The sequence below is a fragment of the Stenotrophomonas sp. GW821-FHT02D01 genome (genome assembly GCF_059421765.1).
The window spans coordinates 275,468-291,495 of the sequence record NZ_JBWKVP010000003.1; the positions used below are offsets into that span (position 1 = coordinate 275,468).

Annotated in this window: 14 protein-coding genes and 1 pseudogene; 9 read left to right on the plus strand and 6 right to left on the minus strand. The window is 64.3% G+C overall.

Going from position 1 to position 16,028, the window contains the following annotated elements; all coding sequences use genetic code 11:
* Nucleotides 1-5: 5 nt before the first annotated feature.
* On the minus strand, nt 6-2,180 hold the full coding sequence (locus AC07UW_RS08770) for a TonB-dependent receptor (RefSeq protein ID WP_495211939.1): 2,175 nt from the start codon (nt 2,178-2,180) through the stop codon (nt 6-8).
* 181 nt (nt 2,181-2,361) lie between these two features.
* On the opposite strand from AC07UW_RS08770, the gene AC07UW_RS08775 reads away from it, so the two are divergent.
* Together AC07UW_RS08775 and AC07UW_RS08780 are read left to right on the plus strand one after the other, a co-directional pair.
* Nucleotides 2,362-3,765: a GntP family permease gene (locus AC07UW_RS08775; RefSeq protein WP_495211853.1), complete on the plus strand. Its 1,404-nt coding sequence runs from the start codon at nt 2,362-2,364 to the stop codon at nt 3,763-3,765.
* 87 nt (nt 3,766-3,852) lie between these two features.
* Nucleotides 3,853-4,857 (plus strand): extracellular catalytic domain type 1 short-chain-length polyhydroxyalkanoate depolymerase, encoded by a 1,005-nt coding sequence (locus AC07UW_RS08780; protein WP_312785750.1) that lies wholly within the window; start codon nt 3,853-3,855, stop codon nt 4,855-4,857.
* 116 nt (nt 4,858-4,973) lie between these two features.
* Here AC07UW_RS08780 and AC07UW_RS08785 read toward each other — a convergent pair whose 3' ends face one another.
* From AC07UW_RS08785 to msuE, 3 genes are read right to left on the minus strand one after another with little or no spacing between them, the layout of a single operon-like run.
* The gene (locus AC07UW_RS08785) at nt 4,974-6,014 is read right to left on the minus strand and encodes a methionine synthase (RefSeq protein ID WP_223495141.1); all 1,041 of its coding nucleotides are present in this window, start codon (nt 6,012-6,014) and stop codon (nt 4,974-4,976) included.
* 40 nt (nt 6,015-6,054) lie between these two features.
* A complete protein-coding gene (locus tag AC07UW_RS08790; protein ID WP_495211854.1) occupies nt 6,055-7,032 on the minus strand; it encodes a DUF1852 domain-containing protein in 978 nt (325 codons plus the stop codon).
* Nucleotides 7,033-7,090: 58 nt separating this feature from the next.
* Nucleotides 7,091-7,672, minus strand: a complete 582-nt coding sequence (gene msuE / locus AC07UW_RS08795) for an FMN reductase (protein WP_033831130.1) — start codon at nt 7,670-7,672, stop codon at nt 7,091-7,093.
* A gap of 175 nt (nt 7,673-7,847) precedes the next feature.
* On the opposite strand from msuE, the gene AC07UW_RS08800 reads away from it, so the two are divergent.
* Complete coding sequence (locus AC07UW_RS08800; protein ID WP_495211855.1) at nt 7,848-8,762, plus strand: LysR family transcriptional regulator; 915 nt, start codon at nt 7,848-7,850, stop codon at nt 8,760-8,762.
* 20 nt (nt 8,763-8,782) lie between these two features.
* Nucleotides 8,783-9,670 carry a methylenetetrahydrofolate reductase gene (locus AC07UW_RS08805; RefSeq protein ID WP_495211940.1) on the plus strand — a complete coding sequence of 296 codons (888 nt, stop codon included), beginning with the start codon at nt 8,783-8,785 and terminating at the stop codon, nt 9,668-9,670.
* 14 nt (nt 9,671-9,684) lie between these two features.
* Here the strand turns inward: AC07UW_RS08805 and gcvA are convergent, their stop codons facing one another.
* Entirely contained in the window at nt 9,685-10,596 is a 912-nt protein-coding gene (gene gcvA / locus AC07UW_RS08810) for a transcriptional regulator GcvA (RefSeq protein WP_495211856.1), read from the minus strand.
* A 131-nt stretch (nt 10,597-10,727) separates the two neighbouring features.
* Between gcvA and AC07UW_RS08815 the strand changes: the two genes are divergently transcribed.
* Genes AC07UW_RS08815 through AC07UW_RS08830 form a run of 4 tightly spaced genes read left to right on the plus strand, consistent with a single transcriptional unit; the run spans nt 10,728 to nt 13,575 of the window.
* Nucleotides 10,728-11,549: an MBL fold metallo-hydrolase gene (locus AC07UW_RS08815; RefSeq protein WP_495211857.1), complete on the plus strand. Its 822-nt coding sequence runs from the start codon at nt 10,728-10,730 to the stop codon at nt 11,547-11,549.
* Nucleotides 11,546-12,412, plus strand: coding sequence for an MBL fold metallo-hydrolase (locus tag AC07UW_RS08820; RefSeq protein WP_218787529.1), 867 nt, complete (start codon nt 11,546-11,548; stop codon nt 12,410-12,412). The genes AC07UW_RS08815 and AC07UW_RS08820 overlap by 4 nt, the downstream gene beginning before the upstream one ends.
* A 43-nt stretch (nt 12,413-12,455) precedes the next feature.
* The gene (locus AC07UW_RS08825) at nt 12,456-13,139 is read left to right on the plus strand and encodes a hypothetical protein (protein WP_495211858.1); all 684 of its coding nucleotides are present in this window, start codon (nt 12,456-12,458) and stop codon (nt 13,137-13,139) included.
* A gap of 52 nt (nt 13,140-13,191) precedes the next feature.
* Entirely contained in the window at nt 13,192-13,575 is a 384-nt protein-coding gene (locus AC07UW_RS08830; protein ID WP_495211859.1) for a nuclear transport factor 2 family protein, read from the plus strand.
* A 15-nt stretch (nt 13,576-13,590) separates the two neighbouring features.
* Here AC07UW_RS08830 and AC07UW_RS08835 read toward each other — a convergent pair whose 3' ends face one another.
* Nucleotides 13,591-14,523 carry an ABC transporter six-transmembrane domain-containing protein gene (locus AC07UW_RS08835; protein WP_495211860.1) on the minus strand — a complete coding sequence of 311 codons (933 nt, stop codon included), beginning with the start codon at nt 14,521-14,523 and terminating at the stop codon, nt 13,591-13,593.
* A 273-nt stretch (nt 14,524-14,796) separates the two neighbouring features.
* On the opposite strand from AC07UW_RS08835, the pseudogene AC07UW_RS08840 reads away from it, so the two are divergent.
* Nucleotides 14,797-15,969: pseudogene (locus AC07UW_RS08840) on the plus strand (serine hydrolase domain-containing protein).
* Nucleotides 15,970-16,028: the final 59 nt, after the last annotated feature.

Sequence of the window (16,028 nt, forward strand, 5' to 3'; positions counted from 1 at the left end):
GCTTCCTAGAAGTCGTAACGGACGCTGAGGCTATATTGGCGCGGCGGCCCATAGAAACCAATCAGCGTGCCGACCGCCGGAATGTTGTAACCGGTGGTGCGGTATTCCTTGTCGGCCAGGTTGGTGCCCTGCAGCGAGAAGGTCCAGGCGTCGTCGAGCTTCCAGATCACGCCGGCATTGACCAGCCCGTAGCCGTCCTGGCGGATCACCGGGCTCAGATCGGTGGTCGGCCACACTTCACTCTGGTAGCTGTAGCTCACCCGTGCGGACAGGTTGCTGCCATTGGCCAGCTCGGTGCGGTACTCCACGTTCAACGCGCCCGAGAAGTCCGGTGCGTTGGTGAACTTCATCTGCTTGGCCACGTTGACGCCGCGGTCCAAGTACTCGTCATACTTGGCATCCAGCCAGGCCAGGTTGCCGGAGATCAGCCAGTGCTGGCTGGGCAGGTACTGGTACTCGATTTCCAGGCCATTGATGGTGCCGGCGCCGGCATTGGTGAAATCGCCGAAGAAGGCATCGTCGACACCGTCGCCGTTGGTATCGATGCCGGTGAACACCGACAGCTGGATGTCCTTGTACTTGTTGTGGAACGCCGACAGGTTCAGGAACAGGCGCTGGTCAAGGAAGGCCATCTTGCTGCCGATCTCGAAGCTGTCGACCGTCTCGTCATCGAACGGCTCGGCCGAGCGTGGCACCGCAACGGCATTGGCGCGGATGTTGTAGCCGCCCGACTTGAAGCCACGCGTTGCCAGGCCGTAGACCATGATGTCCGGGGTGATCTGGTAATCCAGCGACACCTTGGGCGAGACGTTCTTGAAATTGGTCTTCTTGTCGAAATCGGCGGCGACCGCGATCGGACGGGTGAACGTCGCATCCGAGTAGAAGCGGTTGAGCACGATCGCGCGCTTGTCCTCGTCGGTATAGCGGGCGCCGACGTCCAGCTTCAGCTTGCTGGTCAGGTCGAACGTCCAGTCGGCATACAGCGCGATGCTGTCGGTGAGCACCTTGCCGCGGGTGTCGCCGAACTGCAGGTTGAAGAAGTTGTTGCGGATCTGTCCGCCGGCCTCGCCACTGAACTGGTAGAGCCCCACCACGCCGCGCACGCGGCCGCCGGCATCGTAGTTCAGCTGCACCTCGTTGCTGACCTGGTCATCATGATAAGTGCCACCCACATCGGCCAGCTTGACCGGCGTGCTGTCGAAGTCGATGTTCGCGTCGCTGTCCGACTCGCGCTTGGCCACCACGTACTTCAATGCAACGTCTTCGCTGGGCCGCCAGTTCACCGTGGCCGAGGCGCCCTTGGTCTCCACGCTGTTGAGGTTGCGCATGCCCGAGCGGATGTCGTAGCGGTCATCCATCGGCGGGTAGGCGCGCACGAACGGGTTGGGTGCCAGCATCTTCGAGCCACGCATGCCGGACTGGTCATCGATCCAGTCCAGGGCGAACTGCACGTCGAAGTCGTCGCGCGCATACGCACCCAGGTTGAAGCGTGCCGCATTGATCTGCTTGTCACTGACCGGCTGGTTGGTGAAGGTGTTCTCGCCGAAGCCGTCACGATTCATGCTGGCGACCGCCACCCGCGCCCGCAGGCCGCTGTCGGCCCCGCCGATCGGGCCGCCGATCGCCGCCTTGGCGTCCAGCTGGCTGTAGTTGCCCACGGTGATCTGGGCGAAGCCTTCGGTCTGGGTGGGCAGGCCGCGCGAGATGTACTTGATGGCACCGCCAATGGTGTTCTTGCCGTACAGCGTGCCCTGCGGACCGCGCAGCACCTCGATGCGCGAGACGTCGAACACGTCCAGCAGCGCACCCTGCGGACGGGCGATGTAGACGTCGTCCAGGTAGATGCCCACGCCCGGGTCAGCGCCCCAGGTGGGGTCGGACTGGCCGACGCCGCGGATGTAGGCGGTGACCGTGCTGCTGGCGCCGCGCGCCGCGTAGATGGTCAGGTTGGGGACCTGTCCATCAAGGTCGCTGATGTCCTGGACGTTCATCTTGTCCAGGGCTTCGGACGTAAAGGCGGTGACGGCAACCGGAACCTCCTGCAGGGTTTCCTCGCGCTTGCGTGCGGTCACCGTGATGCTGTCCAGGTTGGTGGCCGAAGCGGTGCGGGCGGCTGCCGGCGTGCCCTGCGGTGTGTCCTGCGCCAGGACCGGCCCGGTGGCCAACAGCGTGCCGATCATCAGGCTCAAGCAATTCCGTTTCATTCGGTCCTCCCCCAAGGCATGTACGCGGCGAATGGCCCATTGCCACCCATGGACGCTAGGCTAGCGGCGCGGTTGCGCACCGGCGAGTGGACCTAGGTCCAGTCGGCAGCGGTCACCAGATCCGGATACTGGGCGCGTCCCCATCCGGAAGCGCCGTATGTCGTTACTGATCGTACTTGCAGCGCTGGCCTTCCTCATCCTGGTGGCCTACCGCGGTTACAGCGTGATCCTGTTCGCGCCCATCGCCGCGCTTGGCGCAGTGCTGCTCACCGATCCCTCGCTGGTGGCACCGATGTTCACCGGCTTGTTCATGGACAAGATGGTCGGCTTCCTCAAGCTCTATTTTCCGGTGTTCCTGCTGGGCGCGGTGTTCGGCAAGCTGATCGAACTGTCCGGCTTCTCCCGCTCGATCGTGGGTGCGGCGATCCGCTTGTTCGGACCGCAGCGGGCGATGCTGTCGATCGTGCTGGTGTCGGGCCTGCTCACCTATGGCGGCGTATCATTGTTCGTGGTGGTGTTCGCGGTCTATCCGTTCGCGGCCGAGATGTTCCGCCAGAGCAACATCCCCAAGCGCCTGATTCCGGCCACGCTGGGGGTGGGCGGCTTCAGCTTCACCATGGACGCATTGCCGGGCACGCCGCAGATCCAGAACATCATCCCGACCACGTTCTTCGGCACCGATACCTGGGCGGCTCCGGTGCTGGGTACGCTGGGCAGTGTGTTCGTGCTTGCGGTGGGCATGGCCTACCTGGAGTGGCGCCGTCGCGCGGCGGTACGCAGTGGCGAGGGCTACGGAGACCCGGCCACCCTGGTGAACGAGCCGGCACCGTTCGCAGGCACCCATCTGGCGCACGCGGGTATTGCCGTGCTGCCGCTGATGCTGGTGTTTGTGTCCAACAAGCTGTTCACCCTGGGCATACCGCACTGGTACGGCGCGGAGCACAGCTTCGTGCCGTCTATCATGGGCAGCTCGGCGCCGGTGGTGCAGGGCGTGGCGAAGATCACCGCAATCTGGGCCGTGCTGGGGGCGCTGCTGGTTGGCATCCTGTCGGTGCTGGCGCTGGCCTGGCGCCCGGTAGTCACGCAGTTTGCCGAGGGCACCAAGGCGGCGATCGGTGGTGCAGTGCTGGCCGCCATGAACACCGCCTCGGAATATGGCTTCGGCGCGGTCATCGCCGCGTTGCCGGGCTTCATGGTGGTGGCCAACGCGCTGGGGGCGATCAAGGACCCCCTGCTGCATGAAGCGGTCACCGTAACCGGTCTTGCCGGCGTCACCGGCTCTGCATCGGGCGGCATGAGCATCGCCCTGGCGGCAATGTCGGAGACCTTCATCGCCAACGCGCAGGCTGCCGGCATCCCGATGGAGGTGCTGCATCGCGTTGCCGCGATGGCATCGGGCGGCATGGACAGCCTGCCCCACAACGGTGCGGTCATCACCCTGCTGATGGTCACCGGGCTGACCCATCGCCAGGCCTACAAGGACATTTTCGCAGTGACCATCATCAAGACCCTCGCGGTGTTCGTGGTGATCGGCATCTACTACGCCACCGGCTGGGTTTGACAGCGGCGTCGCAGCACCCTCTGGAAGGTCGGTCCACGAGGATTTCCGGTACCACTTCATCCACGACTCACGCATGAGGATCTGGTCATGAAATCTGGAATCGATTCAATCAAGGCGCTGATGCTGCTGCTGTGCACCTGGCTGGCCACCACGGGTACCGCCTCCGCGGCAGACCCATCCGGACATTGGGATGTTGGCCTGTACGGCAATCTGTTCGGCGCCCGCGAGTACCAGGTGTGGGTGCCGGCCGGCTACGATGAAACGCGGCCACTGCCCCTCCTGCTGGTACTGCACGGCTGCGTGACCGGGCCGAACCTGATGGGCGAGGCCTCCGGCTTCAACGAGGTCGCCGACACCGAAGGCTTCATCGTGGTCTACCCGCGGCAGAACGTAACCTCCAACCCCGCACGCTGCTGGAACTGGCAGCTGCCGATCAATCAGGCGCGCGACAGTGGCGAAGCCTCCATCCTGGCCGGCATCGTGGACAAGGTGAAAGCGGGCTACAGCATCGATCCGCACCGGGTGTACGTCACCGGCATTTCCGCCGGCGGGGCGATGACTTCGATCATGCTTGCCTGTTATTCGGATGTATTCGCGGCGGGCGCGATCCATTCCGGCGGCATGTACAAGGGCGCGACCACGATTTCCGGCAGTGCCTATGCGCTGTTGGCCGGCAGCATCTACTCACCGGACAGCAACGGGCGGCTGGCGTGGCAGTGCTCGGGCTCGCCGTCGCCGCGGCCGATCCCGGTGCTGGTCTTCCATGGCACCGCCGACGCCACGGTGAACCCGATCAACGGGCAGCAGGCCGTGCGCCAGTTCCTGCAGACCAATGACCTGGCCGACGATGGCCTGGACAACGACTCGGTGAAGTACGTGCCGACCAGCACCTTCCACGGCCAGGTGCCGGGTGGGCGTGCCTACACGGTTGACTCTTACACCTATGGCGGCAGGACGCTGGTCCAGCATTACGTGGTGCAGGGGATGGGGCATGCCTGGAGCGGCAGCCAGTCCGGGTTGCCGTTCACCGACCCCAAGGGCCCGGATGCCACGTTGATTACCTGGCTGTTCCTGAAGGATCAGCAGCGCTGAGTTTCGGGCGCAGGAGCAGGGGAGGCGGCGCCAGTGTGGGAGCGGTGGGCTCCCGCACTGGCGCGCGGCCTTGGCCTCATCCATCCAAACGTGTCCGCCCGCATGCGCACTCGTGCTCAGCCGCGGGCCAGAATCTCGTCGCGGATGATCTGTGCGCCCGCGCTGAGCGCGCGCAGCTTGCCTCGTGCCACGTCACGCGACAGCGGTGCCATGCCGCAGTTGGTGCTGGGGTAGAGCTTGTCAGCATCCACGAACTGCAGGGCCTTGCGCAGCGTGTTGGCCACCTCCTCCGGCGTTTCGACCGTGCTGGAAGCCACATCGATGGCACCGACCATCACCTTCTTGCCGCGCACCAACTCGATCAGGTCAATCGGCACGTGCGAGTTGTGGCACTCCAGCGAGATGATGTCGATGCTGGACGTCTGCAGCTTCGGGAACGACTCTTCATACTGGCGCCATTCCGAACCCAGCGTCTGTTTCCAGTCGGTGTTGGCCTTGATGCCATAGCCGTAGCAGATATGCACCGCGGTTTCGCACTTGAGCCCTTCGACCGCGCGCTCCAGTGCAGCGACACCCCAATCGTTCACTTCATCGAAGAACACATTGAAGGCCGGTTCGTCGAACTGGATGATGTCGACGCCGGCCGCCTCCAGTTCCCTGGCTTCCTGGTTGAGGATCCCGGCGAACTCCCAGGCCAGCTTTTCGCGGCTCTTGTAGTGCGCGTCATACAGGGTGTCGATCATGGTCATCGGGCCCGGCAGCGCCCATTTGATCGGCTGCGTAGTCTGCCTGCGCAGGAACTTCGCATCTTCCACAAACACCGGCTTCGGGCGGCTGACAGCGCTCACCACGGTGGGCACACTGGCGTCGTAGCGGTCGCGGATGCGGACGGTTTCACGCTTCTGGAAATCGACGCCACTGAGGTGTTCGATGAAGGTGGTGACGAAATGCTGCCGTGTCTGTTCGCCGTCACTGACGATGTCGATGCCGGCGTGCTGCTGTTCCTGCAGGGACAGGCGCAGGGCATCCTGCTTGCCTTCAATCAGGCCGTCATCCTGCAGCTTCCAGGGCGACCAGAGCTTTTCGGGCTCGGCCAGCCAGGAGGGCTTGGGCAGGCTGCCTGCGGTGGAGGTGGGGAGCAGTTTCTTCGTCGACATTGCGTCTTGTGTCCTGAGGGGCGAATGGAAAAGCGGTGGATCAGCGGGCGGCCCACTGCTCAAGCACGGCGCGGTACGGCTTGATGAAATGTTCTTCGGTGAACCGGCCTTGCTTGACCGCCAGCTGGCTGCGTTCTTCGCGGTCGTAGACGATGCGGGTGGACGAATAGTCCTGGTGCTTCAGGCTGGGCCGGTAGACCTTGCCCGCTACGGAATTGGCGTTGTAGATCTCGGGGCGGTAGATCTTCTGGAAGGCCTCCATCGTGCTGATGGTGCCGATCAGTTCCAGATTGGAGTAGTCGCCCAGCAGGTCACCCTGGAAGTAGAACGCCAGTGGCGCGACGCTGCCTGGCGGCATGAAGTAGCGCACCCGCAGGCCCATCTTGTCGAAGTACTGGTCGGTGGGGGAGAACTCGTCCTGTCGGTATTCCACGCCCAGGATGGGGTGGTGGTTCTCGGTGCGGTGGTAGGTCTTGCTGCTGGAAACGCTGATGCAGATCACCGGCGGCTTGCTGAAGTGCGCACGGTAGGCGTCGGACGCCAGGAAGTGCTTGAACAGCTTGCCATGAAGATCGCCGAAGTCTTCGGGAATGCCGAAGGTGGCCTTGCCTTCGTTGCTGGCGGGCAGCACGACGCTGAAATCGTAGTCGCGGACGTAGGAGGAGAAATTGTTGCCGACGATGCCTTCCGTACGCACGCCGGTACGCGTGTCGACGATGGTCGGCCGCAGCACCTCGATCAACGGGAACGCATCGCTGCCGTCGCTGCCATCGATGTGCATCTCCACCGAGATGATGTCCAGCTCGACCGCGTAGCGATCCGCGCTGGGGTTGTCCCAGTGCGCCAGATCGTTGAAGCGGTTGTTGATCATGCCGAGCGTGTTGCGCAGGTTTTCCTGGCGGGATTCGCCGCGGGCCAGGTTGGCGAAGTTGGTGGTGATTCGCGTGCCGTCAGCGGGCTGGTAGTCCTCGTTGAAGGGGATGCGCGTGATGCTGAAGGTGAAGTTCTCGGTCGTCATGGGCGGCGTTCCGGGTTGCGGGGGTGACATCCGAATGCAGGTCGCTGGCATTCGGCATTCAGAGGACTGCAGCGGCCTCGGTAACGGCAGGTGCTGCACGATGGGAGAGGGCAAGCAGGGGCATCGCTCGCTGCACCGCCAGCCGCGCCCGCTGCATCAGGGCCTCGTTCTGCACGCAGCCGTCTGCGAAATCCTTGTCGGTTGCGTAGACACCCAAGGGCAGGGTTCGCGCCTGGAAGAAGCTGAAAAGCGGTCGCAGCTGGTGGTCGATCACCAGCGCGTGGCGTTCGCTGCCGCCGGTGGCGGCCAGCAGGATCGGGGTATCGACCAGCGCGTCCTGGTCGATGAAATCGAAAAAGTGCTTGAACAGGCCGGTGTACGAGCCGCGATAGACCGGCGTGGCCACCACCAGTACATCGGCCTGCTCGACAGCGGCCAACTGCCGCTCTACGGTTTCGGGCAACTGCGAGCGCCGGAGCGCACCGGCCAGTTGCGGCGCCAGTTCACCCAGTTCAATCAGGTGCTGATCGCAGGGGACGCCTTCACCGATCAGGTCCAGCAGGTGCTCGGCCAGGGTCGCGGCCCTTGAAGGGCGCTGCAGCCCGCCGGAAACGGCGACGATACGGAGGGGGCGGGTCATCTCTTCGCTTCAGCAGGGGAGGGGCTGCTTCGGGGTGATCTGCAGGGGCGCAGTCCTGCTGGCCGGTGGGGTAACCGGGCTGGCAGGGATCCGAAGGCATGAGCCGATGCTAGCCAGCCCTTCCCATGACGTAAAATGGTATTACTTCACCAATCCATGAGTGAGATTCATCGTCATGTTGGAGCGGATCCATCTCAGCATCGTGCAGCAGGTCGAGCAGCAGGGGTCGCTTACGGCCGCCGCCGGCGTGCTGAACCTGACCCAGTCAGCCTTGAGCCACAGCATGAAGAAGCTGGAGCAGCAGTTGGGCACCAACGTCTGGCTGCGCGAAGGCCGCAGCCTGCGCCTGACCCAGGCGGGCCAGTACCTGCTGGCGGTGGCCAACCGGGTGCTGCCGCAGCTGGACCTGGCCGAGGAACGGCTGGGCCAGTTCGCGCAGGGCGAGCGTGGCGCGCTGCGCATCGGCATGGAATGCCATCCCTGCTACCAGTGGCTGCTGAAGATCGTCTCGCCCTATCTGGCCAGCTGGCCCGACGTCGATGTGGACGTCAAACAGAAGTTCCAGTTCGGCGGCATCGGCGCCCTGTTCGGCTATGAGATCGACCTGCTGGTCACGCCCGACCCGTTGCTGAAGCCGGGCCTGAAATTCGTCCCCGTCTTCGATTACGAGCAGGTGCTGGTGGTGGCCAAGGGCCACGCGCTGGCGTCGGTCGAGTACGTCAAGCCCCGCCAGCTCAGCCAGGAAATACTCATCAGCTATCCGGTGCCGTTCGAGCGGCTGGATATCTACAACCAGTTCCTGCTGCCGGCCGGCATCACGCCCCGGCGCCACAAGGCCATCGAAACCACCGACATCATGATGCAGATGGTGGCCAGCGGTCGCGGCGTGGCCGCCATGCCGCGCTGGCTGGTGGAGGAGTACGCGGCCCGCATGGACGTGGTGCCGGTGCGTCTGGGCGCGAAAGGCATTCCCAAGCAGATCTACCTGGGCGCGCGTGAGGCCGATACCGGTATCGATTACCTGCAGGCATTTGTCGAACTGGCACGGAACAGCTCCATAAGCGCCGGCAGCCTGCGTGGAGCCGGTTGATGTCAGCACGCGTTGGCCGCATGGAGCCACTGGCGCAGACCTTCGTCAACGCCTTTTCATTGGAAGTCAGTGCCAAGGCCATGCCTGCGTTGCGCGCCGAAGCCACCCGCATTGCACGGGGGACGACGATTTCCATTCCCTACCTGCCGAGCGAGGACGATGCTGCGCGACTGGCGGCGGCACGCAGGGTGCGCGAACTGGGGTTCGAGCCGATGCCGCACCTTTCCGCACGCCGCCTCGGCTCGCGGGCGGCGCTGGAGCACTTCATCGAGCGTGCCGTCATCGACGCCGGCATTGAGCGCTGTTTCGTGATCGCAGGCGATCTTGCCACGCCTGCCGGGCCGTTCGCCGACAGCACATCGATCATCGAGAGCGGAATTCTGGAGCGCGCCGGCATCAAGGTCGTGGGGGTGGGCGGGCATCCGCAAGGCCATCCGGTGATGACCAGCGCCGAGGGGTGGCGCGTGCTTGAAAGCAAGTGCCAGCGTATCGAAGAGCGAGGCATGGCACCGCTGGTCATCACCCAGTTCGCATTCGACGCCGATAGCGTTCTTGCCTGGTTGAATGAACTGCGCGCCCGTGGCATCACCCATCCGGTGCTGGTGGGCGTCCCCGGGCCGGCCAGCATCGCGCGGCTTGTACGCTATGCGGCCATGTGCGGCGTCGCTGCAAGCACCTCGATGCTGTCCCGCTACGGCATCTCCATCGGCCGCCTGCTGGGAAGAGCCGGGCCGGATGTGTTCGTGGATCGCCTGGCAGAGGGCCTGACCGAAGCCCATGGGCAGGTCAGCCCGCATCTTTTTCCCTTCGGTGGTATCGCACAGACCATGGAGTGGGTGGAGCACTACCGGAAGCGTGCAGGCGATGCGCGCACGACCCGCTTACCTGGTGCCGATGAACTGCCGTAACACGCATGGGCCTGTCATGGCCGATCACTGCACTCCTCAACCAGCCATTGGCAGAACGCCTGCACATCGGGGCGGTCCTGAGCCATCTCCCGACGGATCAACCAGAATGCGTAACGGTTCTCCAGCCCCAGGCTGAAGGGTTTCACCAGCCTGCCTTGGCGGAGATCATCTTCCACCAGCGGCGCCACGCCAAGCGCCACGCCATGGCCGGCCACCGCCGCTTCCTGCGCAAGATAGATGCTGGGAAAGACCGGCCCGGCGCTTGCGTTGATGTTGGTGGCGCCGGCGGCCTCCAACCAGTGCGACCATGCCGGCACGCCGGGGCGGTCCGTGGCACTTTCATCGTGCAACAAGGTGCAGTGGCGCAGATCATCAGGCTGCTGCAGCCGGCCAGCAGTGCCGGCCAGCAGCGCGGGCGAGCACACAGGGAATACCGACGCCTTCAACAGCAGCTCAGCGCGCACGCCGGTGTAGCTGCCTGCACCGTAGCGGATGCCGACATGGAATCCTCCGCGCAGAAAGTCGGCATGTTCATTGCCGGTGTCGATGCGCACCCGGACATCGGGGTGCGCATGGTGAAAGCGGTGCAGCCTTGGGGCCAGCCATTTGGCGGCGAACGACTCCATGGTTGTCACCCGCAGCTCGTGTGGTGCGCGCGTCCTGGCGCGCTCCAACGCCAAGTCCAGCTGCCCAAGTAGATCGCCGATCGTTGTTGCCAGTGCCGCGCCCTCTGATGTGAGCGCCACGGCGCGGTGATTGCGCTGGAACAGGCTTACGCCCAGATAGGCCTCGAGGTGTTTGACCTGATGGCTGACCGCAGCCGGGGTGACGAACAGCTCACGCGCCGCCTGATTGAAGCTGAGGTGGCGGGCAGCCGCTTCGAACGTGCGCAGCGCATTCAGTGGGGCAGTGGGGCGGGCTTTCACGGGCACCATCCAACGCAGGGGCCCTGCCATCGTAGCGCATGAATTTTTCTAACGCGAAGCGTAGAACTACTCGTTTGCCGGGTGCCGCATGAGCTGGTGATGATGCCGATCCACCACCCGGAAAACCCGCCGTGCGTATTCAGGAGCTTGCCCCAGATGTGCTGATGTTCGTCGGTGACCAGGTTGAATCGGTCGCTACCGCCTTCGTCAACGGAGACCAGGTGCTGCTGGTGGACGCGTTGGGCAGCGAGGAGGATGCCGCCTGGCTGCGGGACGTACTGCACGGGCAGATGGGCAAGAGGGTGCGACTGGTTGCCGCCACCCATTTCATGAGCGACCACATCTGTGGCATGACGCTCTTTCCAGAGGCACTGACCCTGGCGCACCGCCATCACCGGCATGCCTTTCTTTCGCAGAACCAACCGGTGGCATCACGCTACCGCGATCCCGATATCGTGTTCGACAATCTCGCCATGCGCTGGGGGCGCCACCAGCTGCGCATCCTGTACAACCCTGGCAAAACGATGGACCACATGAGCGTGGATGTGCCGAGCGCCGATCTGGTCTGCGTGGGCGACAACATCGTCGGCAACATCGTCTATCTCTCCCGGTCGGACCCGGCGCTGCAGCGCGCCGCCATCGGCCGTATCCAGCAGTTCGGGCGCAGCAGGGTGGTCGGCGGGCATATCGGGGTCTTCGATGCGGCGGTGCTGGGCAATGCACTCCACTATCTGCAGCGGATGCAGGAGATCGTCGTGGACATCCGGCTGCGAGCCGCACCGACGGAAGCCACGGCGCTGATAGCAGCCATCAGACTGGAGGATTGCATCGCGTCGGGAATAGCGCCGACGGCATTCGAACGAGAATGGCATGGACACAATCTCACGGCGATCGTCGCGCAGTCGATCTTCTCCCTGGATGCTGCGCTGGCAGCAAGGGAGCAGGCCGCATGAAACACGATTCCTTCAACGCGCCGGCGCTGGGCAGTCGCAGACGCTTCCTTGCCAGTTGCGCCGGTGTGGCCGCTGCTGCGCTGGTCCCTGCCGGCGCCGCAGCGCCACCGGCGGCGATGCGCAGCCTGCGCGCCCAGCGATTGGCGTGGGCCGGGGTGCGGCTGCAATTGCCGGAGAGCACGCTGCTGATTGATCCGCTGGTGAATCCCGCAACGTGGGGCAAGGCGTTGCCGGACCGGCTGGTGCCGGTGAACGATGTGCTGGGCGAAAGCCACGTGCTTGTCACCCACACCCACTCCGATCACTTCGATGCAGATGCGGTTGCGGCGGCGCTCAGCAAAGGGGGAACACTCGCATATCCAGCCGGCCTGCAGCCCATGCCGCTACCCGCAGCCGCACGTGCACGGCCGAGCGCGCTGTGGGAGCCCCAACTGCTGGGCGACTTCACTGCAACGCCGGTACCGGCATCGGACGGCTACGGCGATACGCAGGTGTCCTGGGTGGTAACAGCAGGCGGCCGACGCATCTTCCATGGCGGCGACACCCAATGGCACGGCCATTGGTGGCGTATCGGGCGCCAGTTCGGACCGTTCGATGCGGCCTTCCTCCCCATCAATGGCGCCACGTTCGGTTGGCGCGAGCCGATAAGTGGCCAGCCTGGCGTACTGACGCCGGAGCAGGCGGTGGCAGCGGCGGCAATCCTCGGTGCACGCACGCTGGTGCCCATTCACTATGGCATCAGCGGAATGGACAACTATGCGGAAGTGGACGACCCGCTTGGACGGCTTCGCAAGGCAGCCGGTGACCGTGCCGTGGCCGTGCAGGTCGTCGAGCCGGGCGCGTGGCTGACATGGCCGGCGTAGTCCCGTTTCCGCGCGTGCATCATTCCTGGCCCTGGGAGAACCCATGAATCGAACACACTGCATTGCAACCGCCATCGCGTTTTCTTCTTTTTCCATGGCCGCCCTGGCAGCGGAAACAAACAGCCCCAAACGCCCTTCGGTCGAGCAGCTGCAGAAGGTGATCGTCAGCACCTCGCCGCAGACCCGTGTGGATGCTCCGGACAAAGAACGCATCACGGCGCGGCGGATCGATATCGTCGACGAGAACGGGGTGATCCGGATGACGCTCTCGGGCCAGACGCCACCGCCCATCATCGATGGCATCCAGTACAAGCGAGCCTTCAATGTGGCGGGCATTGTGCTGTACGACCACAAGGGCAGCGAGCGCGGTGGCTTTGGAACCGCAGACGTGGAGGGCGGCATTGCCGTACTGGCGCTTGACCACCCGGCCATGGATGCAATTGGCTGGCGTGTGTCGCCTGACGGCGACGTGCGGTTCTCGATCAACCAGGCGCCGCCGCTGATTCGCGAGCCGCGGCTGGACAACCGCCTGATTCCGGGGGTGCAGACGCCAACACGCATCGAGATGGCGGTGGCTGCCGATGGCACCCCTGCCATCGCGCTGAACGATCAACAGGACCGCGCCAGGCTGCGCCTGACCGTAACGCCGGAAGGCTACGGGGCCATCGAGTTCCTGGACGCGCAGGGCAGGGTGATCCATACCCTGGCGCCCGAAGCCCATCGGTAGTGATGGCAGGTTGTCACTGACGCAGCAATCGCCCAACTACCATGGAGCCGGCATGGACACTGAAATACGGCAGCTCGAAGAAGCGCTGCGCATCGCGATGCTCACCAGCGACGTGGCCGCGCTGGATGGCCTGATTGCAGACGCCCTGATCTTTGTGGGGCCTTCGGGCGAAGTGTTTGGCAAGCAGGATGATCTGGCCCTGCATCGTTCAGGGCGCCAGAAGCTGAGCGTGGCCGAATGGCAATCGGTGGAGATTGCCCTGCATGATCAAACCGCTGTTGCACTCACCACTGCGGACCTGGCCGGAACCTTCGATGGCGAAGCCTTCTCTGGCCGCTTCAGGTACTGCCGATTCTGGGGGAAGACGGACGGTGTCTGGCGGGTGCTGGGCGGCTCGGTTGTCGCTCTGCCCGCAGCAATGGAGACAATCGCCTAGACAGCCGGCGGCGGCTCATGGCCCAGGGCGGACGTTGCTCTCTGCATCCTCCATTCCCGGGCTGACCCGTCGGCCGATGTCCTTCAGCCTTGCCAGCTGGTCGACCATCGACGGTGCATCGTCCAGGCTGCCGACAAAGGTCCACAGGTAGGTCATCACCGCATAAACGTGGCCAGGGGTCACGCCATCGGTCGTGGCGAGGCGGCCGATGGTCAAGGCAAACAGCACCGCAGCGGCCGCGCCGACCACCACGAAGGCACCAGCCTCGCGATCGGACAGCAGGATGCGCAGTCGCGACAGGGTGCGGTAGTGGCGGCGCAGCACGGACGGGCCAACCCGGTCGACCAGCCGGATTTCATGCTCCAGCCGGTTGTTCAGGCGGCCGTGCAACTGCTCGTTGCGGCGAGCGAACGAGGGCAGCAACACCAGCGCACCGAGCAGGGCGATGAGGCTGGCGGCCCCCACCAGGGGTTCGATTGCCAGCAGCATCGCCGCCGCGCCGAACATGGAAACGAGCGCAGTGGCGATGATCGGCACGTGCTTCTCGAAGAAGTCGACGAACTCGCGGGCCAGTACCACCCGCGCCGCCGAGGTGGAGGTGGCCTGGCCCAGGCGTCGCTGCGCCTGCACCACGTTTACGGCCAGATCGGCGTAGATACGGGTGAAGGTGCGTGTATCGACCGCACGGCGGGCGGCGCCTACCAGCCAAAACAGCAGCACCACGCCGGCGTAGGAAATGGCATGGCCGACGTTGCCACGGATGATCGCGTCCACCGCGAAGCCGGCGAACAGCGGATAGGCCAGCAGCAGCGCATTCTCCAGCGCCACCAGCGAAAAGGTGCCGGTGAGCTGCCAGGGGTAGGTGCGCAGGATGGCTTTCAGGGTGGCGGCCGCATTCTGCTGGCCGATGCTGCCGGCTGCGACGGCCGGATCGTGTGGGGGCTTCATGGGGACCTGGGCAGATCGAGGATGGGGCAGGGGATCGATGGAGGCATTTCCCCTGATCGCTGCCAGTATCTGCAGTCCTTTGGAGGGAGCATGGAGGGGCGATGGAGATTGCGTGGAGATGCTGGCAGCGTTCAGCGACGGGCGTGCACCGGGCAGGGGAGCTCGACCCGGGGCGAGGCTCGGCATCCATCGGCAATCGAGCCCCTGCCATCGGGTATCTTAAGAGCCCTTTTCCCACCTCCCTTCAAGCGCCTACGCATGCATGCGAATCCGATGACTGTTCGAAACAGGCGATGGTTCCGCTGCCTCGTAGTGTCGGCCGCGCTGTTGGCCGCAAGCTGCGCCAGCGAGAAGGCCGCAACGACGGATCTGGGGGCGGAGATCGATGAGATCGCCGCAGCGCTGATCCAGCAGCCGTTGCTTCATTCGGCCTCGATCGGCGTCGTGTACCGGGGCGAGGAATTCGTCCGTCATCGCGGCGACATGGAAACCGGCAAGCCTGGCCCTCCAACCGATGCGACCCTCTACGAGATCGGTTCGTTGAGCAAGACCCTGGCCGGCACCCTGATGGCCAATGCCGTTCTGGAACACAAGGTCAGTCTGGACGACGACGTCCGGCAGTACCTGCAGGGGGACTATCCGAACCTGCAGTACAAGGGCGAGCCCATCCGCATCCGCCATCTGCTGTCGCACACCAGCGGCCTGCCGAACATGCTGCCGGAACGCGCGAACACGGTGTTGGAGGACTTCACCGATCATCGTACGCCCAGCGAACTCAATACCCTCTATGCGCACTACGGCAAGGCTGACTTCTTCAAGGATCTGCACGCCGTCGAGATTGACCGGGCACCCGGCAAGGACTAAGCCTACTCCAGTGCCGGAACGGAACTGACAGCGCATATCCTGGAAACCGTCTACAACAGCGACTACGAGTCGCTGTTACGGGGATTCCTTGGCGATTCCGCGGCGATGACGGGTCTCAGAATCAGACTCAGCGACAGCGAAGCGTCCCGGCTTGCGGTCGGCTATCACAGCGACAACCCGATACCGACCACGCCGATGCCACAGTTGCCGTGGGGCGCCTCCGGGAACGTGAAGGCAACTGTCCCGGAAATGGTGAAGTACCTCAGGTTCCAGCTGGCCAACGGGCCGGTGGTAAAGGAGTCGCATCGCCCTCTGGTCACGTTCGATTCGGAGTTCAGCATCGGCTACTTCTGGAACATCGTTTCCGGTGACCGGCTGAAGGGCGTCTACCATGCGCATCATGGTGGCGTACCGCGGTCGCAGTGCTACATCTACATCGTGCCCAAATACGATCTTGGCATCTTCATCATCACCAACCAGAGCGGCGACCAGACGGCGCGCGCCATGGAGGCTGCGATCGATACGCTGGTCGAAAGAATCGCCGCGCGGGAAGCGCTCGCTGGTAATGATGTTTCCCGATAAAGAGGGTGTTTCCCAGCTGTGCGGTGTGGTGCCGAACAGTGTTGGCACCCCAGGCAGGA

Bases quoted from the DNA above. Each gene is read 5' to 3' on its own strand.
- AC07UW_RS08770 (WP_495211939.1), bottom strand. From the start codon at position 2,180: ATGATCGGCACGCTGTTGGCCACCGGGCCGGTCCTGGCGCAGGACACA.
- AC07UW_RS08775 (WP_495211853.1), top strand. From the start codon at position 2,362: ATGTCGTTACTGATCGTACTTGCAGCGCTGGCCTTCCTCATCCTGGTG.
- AC07UW_RS08780 (WP_312785750.1), top strand. From the start codon at position 3,853: ATGAAATCTGGAATCGATTCAATCAAGGCGCTGATGCTGCTGCTGTGC.
- AC07UW_RS08785 (WP_223495141.1), bottom strand. From the start codon at position 6,014: ATGTCGACGAAGAAACTGCTCCCCACCTCCACCGCAGGCAGCCTGCCC.
- AC07UW_RS08790 (WP_495211854.1), bottom strand. From the start codon at position 7,032: ATGACGACCGAGAACTTCACCTTCAGCATCACGCGCATCCCCTTCAAC.
- msuE (WP_033831130.1), bottom strand. From the start codon at position 7,672: ATGACCCGCCCCCTCCGTATCGTCGCCGTTTCCGGCGGGCTGCAGCGC.
- AC07UW_RS08800 (WP_495211855.1), top strand. From the start codon at position 7,848: ATGTTGGAGCGGATCCATCTCAGCATCGTGCAGCAGGTCGAGCAGCAG.
- AC07UW_RS08805 (WP_495211940.1), top strand. From the start codon at position 8,783: ATGGAGCCACTGGCGCAGACCTTCGTCAACGCCTTTTCATTGGAAGTC.
- AC07UW_RS08820 (WP_218787529.1), top strand. From the start codon at position 11,546: ATGAAACACGATTCCTTCAACGCGCCGGCGCTGGGCAGTCGCAGACGC.
- AC07UW_RS08825 (WP_495211858.1), top strand. From the start codon at position 12,456: ATGAATCGAACACACTGCATTGCAACCGCCATCGCGTTTTCTTCTTTT.
- AC07UW_RS08830 (WP_495211859.1), top strand. From the start codon at position 13,192: ATGGACACTGAAATACGGCAGCTCGAAGAAGCGCTGCGCATCGCGATG.
- AC07UW_RS08835 (WP_495211860.1), bottom strand. From the start codon at position 14,523: ATGAAGCCCCCACACGATCCGGCCGTCGCAGCCGGCAGCATCGGCCAG.